Source organism: Sporichthya brevicatena (assembly GCF_039525035.1).
GTDB classification, from domain to species: Bacteria; Actinomycetota; Actinomycetes; order Sporichthyales; family Sporichthyaceae; genus Sporichthya; species Sporichthya brevicatena.
Genome location: NZ_BAAAHE010000050.1, coordinates 20,259 through 36,395 on the forward strand (window position 1 = coordinate 20,259; position 16,137 = coordinate 36,395).

17 protein-coding genes and 1 tRNA gene are annotated in these 16,137 nt (G+C 70.3%); 2 read left to right on the plus strand and 16 right to left on the minus strand.

The genetic code is table 11. The annotated features are described in order from the left end of the window. Positions 1-3 precede the first annotated feature (3 nt). From ABD401_RS23240 to ABD401_RS23290, 11 genes are all read right to left on the minus strand, one after another. Positions 4-1,206, minus strand: coding sequence for a serpin family protein (locus ABD401_RS23240; protein WP_344609269.1), 1,203 nt, complete (start codon positions 1,204-1,206; stop codon positions 4-6). 172 nt (positions 1,207-1,378) lie between these two features. After that, positions 1,379-2,329: a TIGR03885 family FMN-dependent LLM class oxidoreductase gene (locus ABD401_RS23245; RefSeq protein WP_344609271.1), complete on the minus strand. Its 951-nt coding sequence runs from the start codon at positions 2,327-2,329 to the stop codon at positions 1,379-1,381. Between the two features lie 27 nt (positions 2,330-2,356). After that, positions 2,357-3,256, minus strand: coding sequence for an excalibur calcium-binding domain-containing protein (locus tag ABD401_RS23250; RefSeq protein ID WP_344609273.1), 900 nt, complete (start codon positions 3,254-3,256; stop codon positions 2,357-2,359). Between the two features lie 143 nt (positions 3,257-3,399). After that, on the minus strand, positions 3,400-4,128 hold the full coding sequence (locus tag ABD401_RS23255) for a dienelactone hydrolase family protein (RefSeq protein ID WP_344609275.1): 729 nt from the start codon (positions 4,126-4,128) through the stop codon (positions 3,400-3,402). A 148-nt stretch (positions 4,129-4,276) separates the two neighbouring features. Continuing rightward, the gene (locus tag ABD401_RS23260; protein ID WP_344609277.1) at positions 4,277-4,456 is read right to left on the minus strand and encodes an RGCVC family protein; all 180 of its coding nucleotides are present in this window, start codon (positions 4,454-4,456) and stop codon (positions 4,277-4,279) included. 792 nt (positions 4,457-5,248) lie between these two features. Next, positions 5,249-5,428: an RGCVC family protein gene (locus tag ABD401_RS23265; RefSeq protein ID WP_344609279.1), complete on the minus strand. Its 180-nt coding sequence runs from the start codon at positions 5,426-5,428 to the stop codon at positions 5,249-5,251. Between the two features lie 682 nt (positions 5,429-6,110). After that, complete coding sequence (locus tag ABD401_RS23270; RefSeq protein WP_344609281.1) at positions 6,111-6,563, minus strand: DUF5994 family protein; 453 nt, start codon at positions 6,561-6,563, stop codon at positions 6,111-6,113. A 74-nt stretch (positions 6,564-6,637) separates the two neighbouring features. Continuing rightward, entirely contained in the window at positions 6,638-7,756 is a 1,119-nt protein-coding gene (locus ABD401_RS23275; RefSeq protein ID WP_344609283.1) for a glycosyltransferase family 4 protein, read from the minus strand. 118 nt (positions 7,757-7,874) lie between these two features. Further along, positions 7,875-9,602: an alpha-glucosidase gene (locus ABD401_RS23280; RefSeq protein WP_344609358.1), complete on the minus strand. Its 1,728-nt coding sequence runs from the start codon at positions 9,600-9,602 to the stop codon at positions 7,875-7,877. A 117-nt stretch (positions 9,603-9,719) separates the two neighbouring features. Continuing rightward, entirely contained in the window at positions 9,720-9,995 is a 276-nt protein-coding gene (locus tag ABD401_RS23285) for an ATP-binding protein (RefSeq protein WP_344609285.1), read from the minus strand. A 372-nt stretch (positions 9,996-10,367) separates the two neighbouring features. Continuing rightward, positions 10,368-10,451: transfer RNA gene (locus tag ABD401_RS23290), tRNA-Leu, on the minus strand. Between the two features lie 122 nt (positions 10,452-10,573). On the opposite strand from ABD401_RS23290, the gene ABD401_RS23295 reads away from it, so the two are divergent. Further along, a complete protein-coding gene (locus ABD401_RS23295) occupies positions 10,574-11,098 on the plus strand; it encodes a hypothetical protein (protein ID WP_344609287.1) in 525 nt (174 codons plus the stop codon). 118 nt (positions 11,099-11,216) lie between these two features. Here ABD401_RS23295 and ABD401_RS23300 read toward each other — a convergent pair whose 3' ends face one another. After that, a complete protein-coding gene (locus tag ABD401_RS23300) occupies positions 11,217-12,023 on the minus strand; it encodes a uracil-DNA glycosylase (protein ID WP_344609289.1) in 807 nt (268 codons plus the stop codon). A gap of 290 nt (positions 12,024-12,313) precedes the next feature. Between ABD401_RS23300 and ABD401_RS23305 the strand changes: the two genes are divergently transcribed. After that, the gene (locus tag ABD401_RS23305; protein ID WP_344609291.1) at positions 12,314-13,573 is read left to right on the plus strand and encodes a cytochrome P450; all 1,260 of its coding nucleotides are present in this window, start codon (positions 12,314-12,316) and stop codon (positions 13,571-13,573) included. Between the two features lie 6 nt (positions 13,574-13,579). Here ABD401_RS23305 and ABD401_RS23310 read toward each other — a convergent pair whose 3' ends face one another. The 4 genes from ABD401_RS23310 to ABD401_RS23325 form a co-directional block, all read right to left on the minus strand. Then, positions 13,580-14,131 carry a dihydrofolate reductase family protein gene (locus ABD401_RS23310; protein WP_344609293.1) on the minus strand — a complete coding sequence of 184 codons (552 nt, stop codon included), beginning with the start codon at positions 14,129-14,131 and terminating at the stop codon, positions 13,580-13,582. An 80-nt stretch (positions 14,132-14,211) separates the two neighbouring features. Further along, on the minus strand, positions 14,212-15,153 hold the full coding sequence (locus ABD401_RS23315; protein WP_486387615.1) for a Ppx/GppA phosphatase family protein: 942 nt from the start codon (positions 15,151-15,153) through the stop codon (positions 14,212-14,214). Further along, a complete protein-coding gene (locus ABD401_RS23320; RefSeq protein ID WP_344609297.1) occupies positions 15,150-15,650 on the minus strand; it encodes a DUF501 domain-containing protein in 501 nt (166 codons plus the stop codon). The genes ABD401_RS23315 and ABD401_RS23320 overlap by 4 nt, the downstream gene beginning before the upstream one ends. Further along, positions 15,647-16,137: FtsB family cell division protein (locus ABD401_RS23325; RefSeq protein WP_344609299.1), on the minus strand; the 491-nt coding region annotated here is incomplete at its 5' end. The genes ABD401_RS23320 and ABD401_RS23325, both read right to left, overlap by 4 nt.

Here is a 16,137-nt window from a genome sequence, read left to right on the forward strand (position 1 = left end):
CGCTCAGTCCGCGCGCGGGTCGAGGACCTGGCCGACGAAGACCGGGGCGCCGGTGACGGTGTCGACGATGACGAACGCGAACGGCCGGTCGACGGTGAACACCAGCGGCGGGTCGACGGGGGCCGAGGTGACCGAGACGCCGAGGGCGGTGACCGCGGAGGCGACGGTGCCGAGCTCGTCGACGGTGATGTTCGCCTTGTGCTTCGCCTGGTCCACGAACAACTGACGGTCCGTCGAGATTCCGGACAGGTCGGCGGCGGTGGGGTCGAAGACCGCGCGGACGCCGAGGGCCGGCAGCAGCGACTTGAGATCGAGCTCGGAGCCGAAGTCCCACCGCGGCATGGTGACGCGGGCGCGCACCGGCTTGCCCTTCGCCGCAGCGGCGAGGACGCGTGGGGTGATCAGGTCGGCCGGGGTGTTCCTGCCCGTCGGGAGCAGGACCCGCATCGCGAGCCGGTCACCGAAGTACGGCAGCTCGACCGCGGAGAACCCGTCCCCCTCGACATGGGCGACCTGCGTCTGCAGCGACATCGTCGGGACCCGAACGTCCTTGCCGGCAACGGCGAAGGGCTGGTCACCGATCTCCTGAAACGGCGTGGCCCAGTCCGCGTCGAGGTGGACGGCGTTGAGCAACACGAGCACGGTCGCGGGGTCGAGCCGGTCGAGGATCCTCGGGATCCGGCCGGCGGTGTGCTCGGCGGCCCAGGCGTTGACGGCGTCCACCGCCTGTTGCGGCGCGCTGAAGTCCAGGGTGCGCAGTTCGCCGCCGAACTGCTCGGTGAGGGTGCGCAGGAAGTTCTCGCCGTAGCCGAACCCGCGTTGGGTGAACAGGCCGTTGGCGATCTGCAGCGTGGGTTCCGCCGGCGGCGGGTTCTCCTCCCCCGTCGGCGGCGCGGGCGGCGGCGTCGCCGGGCCCTCGGTCACGAGCGCCGAGGTCAGCGCGTTGAAGGCCGTCGCGAACCCGGCCGGCAGGCCGAAGGCGCGGTCGAGCTCGGCGGCGGAGGTGCCGTTCGCGCCGACCCGCAGCATCGCGAAGGCGTAGGCGATGCTGAGCGGTGAGAAGACGAGGTTCTCCGTCGCCTTCGTGGCTTTGAACAACTCGGCGGTGAAGGCGTCGAGGCCGGTCACCACCCGGCCGACGGGCGCGGCCGCCGCCGGGGCGAGACGCTCGGCGCCGGCGACCTGAACCACTGAGTCGGACGCCATCTCGTCTCCCCCGCTCCCGCCGCACGCCGTCAGTGCCGTCGCCACCGCCAGGCCGAGCGCAAGTGCGCGCCCGCGCCCGGTCGTCGCCGTCCGCCGCATCGCGTCCGCCTCCCGTTCGTCGTCCTCCCATCCTGGACGACGCCCGGCGCGGGAACGTTCACCCGCGCGCGGGTCAGACGAACTGGGGCAGCACCTTCGCCCCGAAGGCGTCGAGGAACGCGGCCTGGTCGCGGCCGACCTGGTGCAGGTAGACGCGCTCGACGCCGAGCTCGGCGCAGCCGGCGAGCACCTCCGCGTGCCGGCCAAGATCGGGCGACAGCACCACGCTGTCGGTCAGCGCGGAGACCGGGACGTGCGCGCTGGCGGCGTCGAACTGCGCGGGCAGTTCGAGCTCCTCGTTGAGGATCGGCGGGAGTGCGTTGACGCGCCACTGGTCCAGGGCCTGTGCCTCGACCTCGTCCTGAGTCTCGGCCCACGACAGGTGCACCTGCACGTGCACCGGCTTGCCCTCGCCGCCCCCTTCGCGGAAGGCCGCGACGACCTTCGGCAGGTCCGGGCAGTGGACGGTGATGAGGCCGTCGGCCCACGCGCCGACCTCGCGCGCGGTCGCCGGGCTCAGCGCCGCGGCGAACAGCTCGGGCGTGTGCGCCGGGAGGCTGTACAACCGCGCGGCGCGGACGCGTACCGGACCGTCGCTGTCGACGGTCTCGCCGGCGAGGAGGCGGCGCAGGATCTGCGCGCACTCCCGCAGGCGCGCGTTGCGGACCGGCTTGCGCGGCCAGACGTCACCGGTGACGTGCTCGTTGAGCGCCTGCCCGGAGCCGAGCGCGACGGTGAGGCGGCCGGGCCACATCTCGGCGACGGTCGCGATCGCCTGCGCGAGCACGACCGGGTGGTACCGCTGGCCGGGCGCGCTGACGACCCCGTAGGGCAGGGAGGTCAGCGCCATCGCGGAGCCGAGCCAGCTCCACGCGAACCCGGACTCCCCCTGCCGCTCGCTGAACGGCGCCAGGTGGTCGGAGGAGTGGATCGCCGCGAACCCCGCCGCCTCCGCGTGCAACGCCAGGGCCAGCAGGTCCGACGGCGGGAACTGCTCGTGCGAGGCGTGGTAACCGATGTCCACCGCGTCCCCCTACCCGCGCGGGCGCGCTTACTCGCAGACGATCCCGTCGCTGTCGGCGTCGCGGTACCAGGAGTACTCGGGGTCGATGCCCCGGCGGTACGGGCCGTAGCCGGCCTTCTTCGCGGCGGTGCAGGTCGAGAACTGGGGGTCGAGCTTGCCGTTCGAACCGCCGCTGCCCCCGGACCCGCCGCTGCCGCCCGAGCCGCCGCTGCTCGAGCCCGTCGAGATCTTGGCCTTCGTGACCTTGATGGTGACGTTCTTGCAGTTGCCGGCGACGCGGCTCAGCGCGTTCTTCTCGGCGCGGTCGACCTTGAGCGACCAGCGGATCTTCACCGCGACCCACTCGGTGACGTAGCGGCAGCGGTTCTTGGCGGGCAGCCACTCGGCCGGGTCACGGTCACCCTTCGACCGGTTCACGCTGTTGGTGACGGCGACGAGGGTGCGGGCGTCGCCGAGGTCGTTGGCGTAGGCCTTGCGCGTCGCGGCGTTCCACTTCTTCGCGCCGGAGTCCCAGGCCTCGGCCAGCGGGACGAGGTGGTCGATGTCCAGCTTGCTCGCGCTGGTCCAGGTCTTGCCGTCGAAGTAGGACTTCCATTTGCCGGAGACGACCGTGCACGAGCCGCTGACCTTCTTCGCCGACTCCAGGCGCAGCACCTCGGAGCGGGTGTCCTGGCAGTCGCGGTCGGCGTCGACCCAGTGGGTGAACTTCGACCGCTGGTACCCGGACCGGGTCTCGGTCGCGACCGGCAGGCCACTGATCGCCTTGGACAGCTTCACCGACACGGTCTTCGCCGCGGTCGTGGTGACCGGCCGCGCGGACGCGGCCTCCGCCGGCGCCCCGAGCAGCACGGTGCCGCTTGCGACGAGAGTTGCGGTGAACGTGCCGAGAGCAGCACGACGAACGGCGACGCGACGAACGCAGAGCATGAAGTCCCCACCCGGTACGGGCGCGCCTCCCCTGGGCGCACTCGTCCTTCAGGGTCGGCGGGGAACTCGCGATTGTGAGTCCACCGAACCGGCCGAGCCGATCGGCCGATCCGGCGGACCTGTCTGGGCCGAACGGCCGATCTCTACCGGAGGTGGCGGGCGAGGAACCGGCTGACGTCCTCGCCCTCGTGGGCCGGGACGCCGGTGTGCCCGCCGAGGTTCGCGTGGAGCGTCTTCTCCGTGGACCCGAAGGCGTCGAACAGGTCCAGAGCCATCTGCCGGTCGATGTGCTCGTCGTCCCACTGGAGCAGGACCAGCAGCGGGATGGTGACCTGCCGGGCCTCGGCGAAGCTGACGCGCGGCACGAAGCTGCCGGCGAACAGCACCGCCGCCGTGATGCGCGGCTCGACGAGCGCCAGGCGCGTCCCGAGCGCGATGATCCCGCCCGAGTACGCGACGCCGTCGCCGATCTCGGGCCGCTCCGTCAGGACGTCGAGGAGGGCCTGCCATTCCGGCGTCGCCTGCTCGACGAGCGGGAGGACGAGGCGGTCGACGATGTCGTCGGTCACCGGTTCGCCGGCGCTCAGGGCCCGGCGCAGGTCGGCGCGCGCCTGGTCGGCGGCAGCGTCGCGCGGGCGGTCCCCGGCGCCCGGCAGTTCGATCGTGGCCGCGGCGTAGCCCGCCACCACCGCGGCCCGGGCCCGCCCGACGAGACGGGGGTACATGGCCGACAGACCGCCGGGGTGGCCGAGGAGGATCAGCGGCGCCGGGGCCGCCTCCTCCGCGGTCCAGAGGATGCCCGGAACCTCGCCGAGGGTGAACGCGCGCTCGAGAACGCCGTCGTCGAGGAGTCGGGTCGTGGAGAAGTCCATGGGTGCCCGCGACGGTAGCGACCGACGGTCGCCGCCGCCACGGGATTTCCGTGGAGCCATTGGACGAGTTGCAACACCGGATCACTCGTGAGGCGGCCGGATCGCCTCAGCTGTTGCAACTCGTCCACTCAGTCCATGGACGCGACGGTCAGGACCGGTTGTAGGTCCACGGGGGCGCGTCCGGACCCACCGGGCAGGTGCAGCCACGCTCCAGGCCCGCAGACTCCGTCGCGCGGCAGTAGCGAGCCGCGATCCTGTCGTGCTCGTCCTCGGCGTGGCCGCAATGGCACAGCTCGGTCGCCGGGGACGCGCTCACTGAGGTGATCATGTGCGCTCCCTTCCCCTGGACTGCGCGAGGGGAGGTACAGGTGCACCGCCCCTGTCCTTGCACCATACGTGGCTTTCGCAGTTCCGGCGCAATCGGCGACTCGCGCGGCGAACGCAGTGCCCAGGACGGGACTCGAACCCGTACGGCCTTTCGGCCAGCGAGGTCAAGGTCGCCAACGACAGTTCCTGACGGTCCTTCAGAGTACGTAATGGAAGGTCAGCTGCCTGGACAGGCATAGCTGGAAAGACCGAATTCAGGCCTACTGCAACTAGAACCGCAACTGGACATCCCGACCGCAGGAGGCCCCGCTGCGCGGGTGCTGCAACGAGCGCACCACGGCGCGCTCCTGACTGTCCATCCGTGTCGAGCTCGTCGAAGGTCATCCGAGGACCTGTGGCCGCGCCGGGGTCACAGCTGTCCACCCGTCGACGAGGAGCGCATCGATCCGCTGCAGACCTTGCGCCGTGTCACTCAGGCGAGTCGTCCCGGGACACGACCTGGAAACGTCCATGAGGTTCCGGGCGCACGCCGTAGCCCACCCGAAGTTTTGCGACGCACGCATGAATGTCGGACGCACTGCACGGACCGCCATTCCGACGCATCGAAACCCCGAGCTTCCTGGCGTAGTGCGCACACGCGAGTTGTGCGGCAAGCTCGCTCGTGAAGGGCCCCGCGAGGACCACCGCGTCCACGCTATGGAGGTACCAGGCCGGAACTCGATCCCGACTATTTCGCGGTCCAGGCGTAGGCGCTCGGTTCATGACGCGAGGCCTTGACGCGCGGCGGTGTCACTCAGCGCCGGTCGTAGCTCCGGGCAGCGGTGGTCGGACCGAGAGCACAGGCACAGGTTCTGGGGAGCGCCGCGGACAGGGTTGCTGGGCAGTAGCGAGTGGCGACCTCGTCGTGCTCGCCCTCGCCAGGGCTGCAGTGACACCGTTCGATCGCAGCAGACGGACTGAGCGACAGATTCATGGGTGCTCCCGCTGGACTGCCGTCGGCCGCGCGATATGACCCTCTGGGCGCGGGTCGACCCGCTCCTGAGTCCACCTGACGGGCCCTCACGGTCGAGATCGGTCACACGATGCGGCCGGCCGGAACACTTCACGCCGGGCGTCCGTTCGGCGCACGCAGCGCAAAGGTGCTCCGGGCTCCACCGCGCATGGGTTGGACGACGCAGCCGGCTGCGTCGCGGGACGTTCGACGCAAGCACAGGCGGCACTCGACGACTTTCCTCATCACAAGCAGGCCCCCTGCCTCGTACCGCACCAGGCGCAGGTGTGCGTCTGTCTCCGTCGAGGCGACGGAGGGGCGTGCGCTGCCGTCGCCTCTCCGATACCGATACCGATAACGGGCCGGGACCGGGCAACCGGCCACCGATCGCCGCAGGACCGGTTGAGCTTCCGGCGACCACGACATCAGCCCGCTCAGGTCCAGCCGGACCAGTGGACCCTCGTGCAACACGAGCCGCGCACGACGACCCGAAACCGAGAAAGCGTGCTCCAGTCGATGACCCCGCGAACGGTGCCATCGACGACGGTTCCCGAGTCGCATTGTTCGATGTGCAGGCGCATGGGAGCGACTCACTGTCTCCGGCATTTGCCGGCACCCGCGATGCTCTGAACCGTGCCCATGGGGCGCCGCCTGGTCGGGGTCCTCACGGGCTGGACGCTGTTCCTGCGCCTGCCAGCAGTTCAGCAGGCTGGCTCCGGTCGTCGCTGTCCACGGCACGGGCTGTGGCACTTGCGCCCTCGCTGGTTGTCGCCGTCGGAGGAATCACCAGCAGCACGATGTCGTCGCCGTCCCGGCGGACGAGGTTGACTCGGCTCGCTCCGGAGGTGAAGAACCCGAGGTGCAGTACCCGACCACCCAGCAGGATCCGCCGGGGGTGGTCAGCCCACTCGCTCGCGTGAAGGGCGACGCGGTCGATGCGTCCGACCAGGTGCTCGGCTCCCATCACGAGTTGGGTGACCTCCGCGATGACATCACGGCTGTGCGGCCACCAGGCGCCGTCCACGCTGCGCAGCGTCGAGCGATGCCGGTCGAGCTGAAGGCGCAGAGCCCCGAGCTGCTCCTCGATTCCCGCGGTGCCAGCCGTGGTCGTGGCCACTGCTGGTACGGGAACAGGTTCGATCGATCGAGGTGGGTTCATGACTCTCCGAACGGTTCGACTGATGCTGCGGCTCATAGGGCGCCTGCTGGCGCGCTCTGCGACGGGCGAGTCGGCGCGGCGAGCGGGAGGATGGCGATCGCCTCCAGCTCGCGGACGACGGTGGCCGGCGTGGCGGGTAGCGGGCGGGCGAAGACCGCGAGCAGGTCGTCGACCGATTGACCGACGGTGAACCGCGCTGCCGCGCTCGTCCGGTCCGCCGGTGTGGCCGGACCCAAGGCCATCGCCCGGAGCAGACCTTGTGCAAGGGCTTCGGCATTGTCCGGTGGAACGAGGGTGATCGTCCCGCAATCGGTCTCCGGCAGGCCGCCGTCGTCGGAGGCGACCACTCGGCAGCCGGCGTGCTGGGCCTCGACGGACACGATGCCGAACGTCTCGTGCCAGTACTGGCTGTTGGACGGCATCAGCACCACGTCGTGCTCGGCCATCAGGGCCGCCATGGCCGCGGGCGTCTTTCGCGCCGGCACGACCCGGATCGCGGGATGGGCCTGAAGGAGCTGGTGGATGATCGCGCCCTGTGGCTTGTCGGCACCCGACGTCGTGGCCGTGAAGGTCAGCTCGAGATCGGATGCGATCAGGTCGCTGTGCAGCATGGCCAGAAGCGTGTAGATGCCCTTTTCCGGACTGAGACGACCGGCGTACAGGACGCGCGTCGCCCGGGTGGTGGGGGTTCGGGGCTGACGGGCGAAACACGGTTCCGCAAAGGGGTACACGACCCGAACGGTGGCGAGGTCGACGTCGAGGAAGTCTGCCCAGAGACCCGCTGCGAAGTTGCTGGTGGCAATGAGGCCCCGGTCCCGGGTCTGGTCGAGCATGCGCGCGCGGTGTCGATCGCGCAAGGGCGGCGGAACGTGCAGGAACTGATATGCCGTGCGAGGGGTAGCCACGACCGGGAAGTCGGTGACGAACACGACGATGCCGTCGAGGGTGACGACCTGGTCGACGCCAGCGAGCGAGCGGAAGGGGATGCCGGGAAAGTCGTCGCGTCCGTCGGCCGCGCCTACCCCGATGGTCACTACTTGCGCAGCCAGACCGCGCCGGGTCAGTTCGCGGACCTGCCCGATTGTGTAGTTCTCTGAGCCGCCGGTTCCGGCCGGTAGCGGAAGTCCTGGCTCCCAGACGAAAGAGATCACGGGGACAGATCAGCGCGCGAGGTCATCTCGCCACCCGCCTTTGTTAGCTGCGTGCGGCGGACGCCTGTCCTCGCGCTTCCCGCGTGAACGGCCCTACGGCTGCAGTCGTACCGCCACCCTACCTCGGATCCGCGTCGGGCGGTTTCGGTGAGCGCCTGAACGCGCGGGCCTCCCACGGCGCCAGACGGCCCGGAACCGTGTTCTGGATCGGGTAGTTCCCCAGCAGGACCTGGTCGGCCCCGTGATCGAGAGCGTCCAGCTGTACCTCGTCACCGGAAAGGTTCGCGAAGACCTCAATGCAGTCGTCGGCCACGCAGCGACGAAAGGCGTAGACGGTGTCAGGTGTGTTCGCGTACAGCTCGAAGTCCCCGTCGATGAGCACGGGTTCGGCCCGGCGCAGCGCGATCAGTTCTTTGTAGTAGCAGTAGATCGAGCGATGTCCGGCCTTCTGGGCGTCCGCGTTGAGCCAGCTGTGGTTCGGGTTGAGTGGAATCCAAGGGGTTCCGGTCGTGAATCCGGCCCCGGGGCCCGCGGTCCACTGCATCGGCGTCCGCGCGTTGTCGCGGCTCTTCTGACGCAACGTGGCCATCACGTGCGATGGGTCGAGTCGTTCGGCGGTGGTGGCCTGCTCGTAATAGCGAAGGGATTCGATGTCGCGGAAGCTGCCAATGTCGGAGAACGGCACATTGGTCATCCCCAACTCTTCCCCCTGGTAGATGTAGGGCGTTCCGCGGTGCAGGTGCAGCACGGTCGCGAGGGCGGTGGCCGATTCGAACCAGTAGGTCGCGTCATCGCCATAGCGGGACACCACCCGGGGCTGGTCATGGTTGTTCCAGTAGAGGCTGTTCCAGCCGTCGTGTGCGAGCTCCACCTGCCACCGGGCCAGGGTCTCGCGAAGGTCGGGGACGGTGACCGCGCGTGGCGTCCATTTGTCCCCGTCGTGGTCCAGCGAGACGTGCTCGAACTGGAAGACCATGTTCAGCTGACCGCGGTCCCGATCGGTGAACGCCCGCGCCTGTCCGGGTGTGACACCCGGCATCTCACCCACCGTCAGATAGCTGCCCGTGCGTGAATCAAAGACCCGCCGCTTCATTTCGGCCAAGTAAGAATGGATCTGGGGGCCGTAGGAGAAGTGCGGCATGCCGTCGCCGTAGCCGGACCGGGTGAGGGGGCCGTCCGGCAACGCGGGGTCCTTGGAGATGAAGTTGATGACGTCCATCCGGAAGCCATCCACCCCACGATCCAGCCACCATCCCATCATCGCGAAGACGGCATCGCGGACTTCCTGGTTGTCCCAGTTGAGATCCGGCTGGCTGACGGCGAACAGATGAAGGTAGTACTGACCCCGATCCGGGGCCCACTCCCAGGCGGACCCCGAGAAGGCTGAACCCCAATTGTTGGGCTCGGACCCCGGCTCGCCGGGGACAGTGCCGGGCCGCGCGTCGCGCCAGAAATACCAATCCGCCTTCGCGCTGTCCCGGCGACGTCGCGATTCCAGGAACCACGGGTGCTCGGCGGATGTGTGGTTCACGACCAGGTCCAGGATCAACTTCATACCGCGGTCATGAACGGCTGAAAGCAGCGCATCGAGGTCGGCCAGCGTTCCGAACATCGGGTCGATGTCCTGGTAGTCGCTGATGTCGTAGCCGTTGTCGTGCTGCGGGGAGGGATAGATCGGGGACAGCCAAAGCACGTCCGCGCCGAGATCAGCGATGTGATCCAAGCGCGCCAGGACACCGGGCAGGTCCCCGACACCATCGCCGTCGGAATCGGCGAAACTACGCGGGTAGACCTGGTAGACGACCGCCGACTTCCACCACGCCTCGTCACCGCCGGCGCGCATCATCGCATCGCCCGTGGCTGCCACCCCGTTCGGTTCGGCCGGCATGTCACCGGGCGTGTCGCCTTCCTCTGTCACCATGACACAGGACTCGGGTCCCTGGACCGCCCTCAGTAGCTTCGGTCAGAACTTGGCGAGGTGGAACCAGTACACCTTCCCGCGGGCGGACGGATACGTTCCCCACGCCGTAGCCAGCTCCGCGACAATGCGCAGTCCGCGCCCGCCCAACGATTCGAGGTCCGACTCAACCGGGCTGAGCGGCTGGGCGCTCCCGGGGTCTTCTACCTCGACCAGCAGCCCTTCACGAGCACCGGTCACGGTCAGGCAGGCCCAAGTGCCGGCGTGGAAGAACGCGTTTGTGACCGTCTCGCTGGTCAACAAAGCCGTCGTGTGGCTCACACGAGGGGTGGAAACCGAGATCGACGCCAACGCGGCGCACGAAATTTCGCGCGTGTCGAACCGAGAAGTCGTGATTCACCAAATGCACGCTCGGCACGTGCCGGGCCGACGCCGATCTGTAGGCCGCAGGCGGATAGTTCGCTCCACGGCGCTTGGCTGGATCCACCTCCACAGCTTCGACCCTCAACCTCCGACCCCGCGGGCTCGGGCTCAGTTGTTCGCGGAGGCCCGGGTCGAACGTTTCTGGGCACAGGCGGATCTTGACGCCATTGCCAGCACGAGCCGGCCCGGCGGGACCGGTGTCGCGCTTGACCGGTCCGCCCCCACCCACGCGGATTGGGTCCAAGATTCATGATCCGCAGGTCAGCGCGGTGCCCGGGACGGGATTCGAACCCGTACTCCCTCTCGGGAAGCGAGGTTTAAGCTCGCCGCGGCTGCCAATTACGCCACCCGGGCAGGGTGCAGACGTCACGCTACCGAGCGAAGGCGGCGGCGCGCGCCGATCCGGGTCAGCCACGGAACGCCCTTGCGAACTCTCGAGACGGGCCACTGTCCGACCCCTCTGCGATCGTGCCGGTGTGGGGGCCATCGTCCTGGCGGACGAGACGAAGCAGCGCGGGTACCAACTCGTGGCGGTGAGCGTTGGCAGCTCATCGGAGGTCGCACATCTGCGGGCCGTTGTGCGGGGTCTCGTTCTGAGCGGCCAGGCCCGTCTGCACATGAAGAAGGAGTCTGAGCCCCGCAAGCGACTTGTCGCGTCGGCCATCGTCGCGACCGGCTACACCGCGGTGGTCTACAACGCCGGCAGATCACGGCGTACCGAATTGGAGGCCCGGGCAGCGTGCCTGAGCGCTCTCGTCGATGACCTGGCCGGCACCGCGGCGCCGCTGCTGGTGCTCGAACAGGACGACTCACTGCTCTCGTGGGACCGGCAGCGACTCGTGGAGCTGAGCCGGACATATCCGGGCCTTCGCTACGAACACCGCAGGGCGCGGGAAGAACCCGCCTTGGCGATCCCGGACGCGATCGCGTGGTGCTGGGCGAAGGGTGGCGACTGGCGACGACGAATTGCGCCCGCGGTGTCACAGGTCCGACTGGTCTGAGCCGAGACAGCGCGAAGCCCGGCTCACCAACCGTCCGGATGGCTGCCGGGCTCACTTCCTGAGGCTCAACGCCCCAGACACCAGCAGCGTACCGCGCCGGACCGACATTGGCCGTGCCTCAACGAGCGAGGGCGGCGGCGCGGCCCAGGACCGCGTCGAGCATGGGCTCGGTGAGCTTGCCGGTGAAGGTGTTTTGCTGGCTGGGGTGGAAGGAGCCGAGGAGAGCGACCGGGCCGGCGGGGCCGTCGAGGGGGTACTCGACGGCGTGGCCGAACTTCGGCTTCGGGCGCGGGATCGCGACCCCGTTCGCGGCGAGGGTGGCAAGCGCCGCCTCCCAGCCGAACGAGCCCAGGCACACGACGGCGCGGACGTGCGGGAGCACCATGGCGACCTCCCGGTCGAGCCAGGGCCGGCAGGCGTCGCGCTCCTCGTTGGTCGGCTTGTTCAGGGGCGGGGCGCAGCGGACCGCCGCGGCCATCCGGGCGCCGAGCAGGCGCTGCCCGTCCCCCGCGTGCGTCGACGTTGGCTGCGCGGCCAACCCCACCCGGTGCAGCGAGGCGAACAGCCAGTCGCCACTGCGGTCGCCGGTGAAGATCCGGCCCGTGCGATTGCCGCCGTGCGCGGCCGGGGCCAGGCCGACGATCAGTACCCGCGGATCGTCCGCGCCCCACCCCGCGATCGGGCGGCCCCAGTACTCCTCGTCCGCGTAGGCCTTCCGGCGCTCGAGTGCCACCTGCTCCCGCCACGCCACCAGCCGCGGGCACGTGCGGCACACGGACTGACGTGCCGTCAGTTCAGCGAGGTCCCGCGCGCTCGTCGCCAGCTTCCGCACGGCGGCGGGCGTCGCCGCGACGGGGGTCTGGGCGGTTGCCGGATCCTCCGGCCACCCCGTCCCGGGCGGCACGAACGGCTGGCGGTCGGGCACCCATCGAGCTTACGAGGCGTCCCGGGAACCGTCCCCGCGCGCCCGGCGCGCACTGGCCCGCGTCGCATACCAGAGCCCGCCGCCTCCGACGGCGATCACGATCACCCAGACCAGCGCGTCCATCGGCGGCACCCCTCGGGCAGAAGATCTCCGATCGTCGCAGGTCCGAGGTGCGGTGTCGATGGCGGTGACGTCGAACCGTGGCCCGTGACGGTGGACGGTGGCGTGGGTGCTGCGGCACGATCGCCCTACCCGAAAGGTCACGCCCGAGAGCACCGCAGGGAGCAGCGATGCCTGCCTACCGCACGGTCGAGAACATCCAGCTCGGCGACGTCGAGTTCTGGAAGCAGCCGCTGTCCGAGATCGACCGGGCGTTCGCGGCCCTGCGGGAGGAGTCCCGCCGCGGGGGTGGGCTGTGCTTCCACGAGGAGGTCACGCCGATGGGCAGTGACACCCCTGGCCCCGGGTACTGGTCGGCGGTCACGTTCGACGACGTGCGGACGGTCAACCGCGACCAGCAGGTGTTCTCCTCCGCGTCCGGCGTCATCTCCGGCGACGCGGACCCGGACTACCTCGCGGTCGGGTCGATCATCGTGATGGACAACCCGCGGCACCACCAGCTGCGCAGCCTGGTCTCGAAGGCGTTCACCCCGCGGACGCTGGCCCGGGCCGAGGCCTCGATCCGCGACCGCGCGCGGCGGCTGATCGACACGGCCCGCGAGACCGGCGGGTCCTGCGACTTCGTCTCCTCCTTCGCCGCTCCCCTGCCGCTGCAGGTCATCTGCGACATGCTCGGGATCCCCGAGGAGGACGAGGCCCAGGTCTTCCACTGGACCAACGTGCTGCTCGGCATCGGCGACACCGAGATGGTGACGAGCGCGGCCGACCTCACCACCGTCGCGACCGAGTTCCTCGGCTACGCCGCGCGGCTCGGCGTCGAGCGCGCGGAGCACCCCGGCGACGACCTCAGCTCGCTGCTGATGCAGGCCGAGGTCGACGGCGAGCGCCTGACGCCGTTCGACTTCGCGGCGTTCGTCGTCCTGCTCTCGATCGCGGGCAACGAGACCACCCGGCACGGCCTGTCCTGGGGCATGCACCTGCTCACCGAGCACCCCGACCAGCGGGCCCTGCTGACCGAGAACTACGACGAGCTCGCACCGCGTGCGGTCGAGGAGATCGTCCGCTGGGCCAGCCCGATCCTGCACATGCGCCGCAAGGCGCTGACGGACACCGTCGTCGGCGACACCAAGATCGCAGCGGGCGACAAGGTCGTCATGTGGTACTGGTCGGCCAACCGCGACGAGGACGTCTTCGCCGACGGGCACCGCTTCGACATCGCGCGCCCCAACGCCGGGGAGATGGTCGGCTTCGGCGGCGGCGGGACGCACTACTGCCTCGGCGCGAGCCTGGCCCGCCGTGAGATGGCGATCATGTTCGACGAGATCCTGCACGGCCTGCCGGACCTGCAGATCACGGCCGCCCCGAACCGGCTGCAGGCGAACTTCGTCAACGGCATCAAGTCGATGCCGTGCGAGTTCACCGTGGGGTGAGCGGCCTCAGTCGCGCACCGGCTCGTAGGTCAGGATGAACGCCCCGGAGGCGAGGTCCTGTCGGCCCGTCAGACGCAGGTCGACGTGCTGGGTCAGGCCGGCGAACAGGTACGGGCCGTGCCCGGCGATCCGCGGCCAGACGAGGAACTCGTAGGAGTCGATCAGGTCGAGGTTCGCCAGCGCGAGCGGGAGCTGCATCCCGCCCGTGTAGAGCGGCCCGCCCGGCTGTTCCTTGAGGTCGCGGACGAACGTCTCCAGGTCGCCGGGCACGATCTCGGCGTTCCAGTCGACGCTTTCCAGCGTGCTCGTCACGACGTACTTGCGCGCCGCGTCGATCTCCCGCGCGAACGGGAGCATCCACTCCGGGACGTCGGCGAGGATCCCCGGCGGCCGCCAGGCGGACTCCATCATCTCGTAGGTCACGCGGCCGAACAGGAGCCCGTCGGCGCGCGCGATCTGCTCCATCGCGAACCGGTGAACGTCCTCGTCGGGCGTGATCGCCAGGTGGTCGCAGCAACCGTCGACCGTCATGTTGATCGAGTACCGGAGCGGGCGCACGGCGCCAACCTACCCCCACTGGAGATGACATCTCTTGTGCAGAGCGCGCCTGCACAAGAGATGTCATCTCCAGTGCAGGGTCAGGGGGCGAGGGAGGCGGCGATCCCGTCGAGGATGTCGTGCTCGGAGGCGATCAGGTCGAGATCGCCGAGCCGGCGGACGATGCGGTCCACCACGAGGGCGCCGGCGCCGATGACGTCGACGCGGCCGGGATGCATGACGCCGATCGCCGCCCGCTCGTCCTTGGTCGCCGCCAGCATGCGGGCCGAGATCTGATGCACCGTCTTGGCGGGGACGCGGGTGCCGTGGATCGCGTCCGGGTCGTAGGTCTCCAGGCCCAAGGAGATCGCGGCGATCGTCGTCACGGTGCCCGCGACGCCGATGAGCGTCCGCGCCTTCTCCAGCGGCACCACCTCGGCCGCGAGGTCGATCGCGGCGTCGATGTCGGCGGTGGCGGCGGCGATCTCCTCCGCCGTGGGTGGGTCCGAGTGCAGGCGGCGCTCGCGCATGCGCACGCACCCGACGTCCACCGACCGCGACGCCAGGACGTTCGCGGCGCCGTCGGTCACGTCGCCGAGGACGAACTCCGTCGACCCGCCGCCGACGTCGACGACGAGGTACGGCCGGGCCAGGTCCGCGTCGGTCGCGGCACCGAGACCCGCGGTCGCGCCCGCGAACGAGAGCGCGGCCTCCTGCTCCCCGCTGATGACCTCGGGCTCGACGCCGAGGATGTCGGCGATCCCGGCCCGGAACTCCGCGGCGTTCTCCGCGTCCCGGGAGGCGCTGGTCGCGACGAAGCGGATCCGCTCCGCCCGGGCCGCGCGGATCGCCTCGGCGTACTCCCGGGTCGCGGCGAAGGTGCGCTCCAGCGCCTCGGGGGCGAGCCGGCCGGTCGCGTCGACGCCCTGGCCGAGCCGGACGACGAGCATCCGGCGGTCGACGTCCACCAGACCGGCGTCGGTGACCTCCGCGATCAGCAGGCGGATCGAGTTCGTCCCGCAGTCGATACCGGCGACTCTCACGGATCCACCTTCACGCACGGGCCCTTGCGCCACCATTCGCCGAGCAGCTCGAGCGCCTCGTCCCCGAACGGGTTGACGCCGGGGCCAGCGGCGAGGGCGTGCCCGACGAGGACGTGGAGGCACTTGACCCGCCGCGGCATCCCGCCGGCGGAGGTGCCGTTGATCTCGGGCACGTCCTCGATCTCGTCCCGGGTCGCGAGGTAGGCCTCGTGGGCGCGCTGGTACGCCTCCGCGAGCTCCGGGTCGTCGGCCAGACGGGCCGTCATCTCCCGCATCAGGCCCGAGGCCTCAAGGGTCCCGATCGCCGAGGCGGCGGTGGGGCAGGTCAGGTAGTAGAGCGTCGGGAACGGGGTGCCGTCGTCCAGGCGCGGCTTGGTCTTCACCACGTCGGGGAGCCCGCACGGGCACCGGTGCGCGACGCCGATCGCGGCCCGGGGAGGTCGGCCCAGTTGGGCCTTCACCACGGCGGCGTCGGCGGGCTCGAGGCCCGAGGTCACGGGGCCGCCCGCCCCGTGGGGAGCTCGCTGACGGGCTGCGCGGCCTCGTCGACGGAGTCGAGCATGCGGTCCCACCAGGGCCCCTCGGCCTTGGTGCGGGCTTCCTGCTCCTTCTGCACGAGCATCGGGTCGGTGACGCGGAACGCCATCTCGCCGGGCATCACGTAGTGCAGACGGCGCCGGGCCTCACGCTCGATCGCGTACGGCTCGTTCGCGGCCGCGACCTGCTTCTCGAGCTCGGCGACCCGCTCGGTGCCCTGCGCGACCTGCTGCCGCAGGTCGGAGATGTTGTTGCGCTGCGCGACGTAGCGCTGGGCCGGGATCGCCACCGTCATCGCGACGACGAACAGCACGGCCGCGAACACCGCAGCCCGGCGCGTGAAGTAGCTGCGGGGGCCGCTGCCGGGCGGCGTGACCGCGACCGGCGCGGCCTGGGCCGGGATCCGGGCCCGGCCGCTGTGCACCGCCGGCCGCGCGGCGCCGCGGC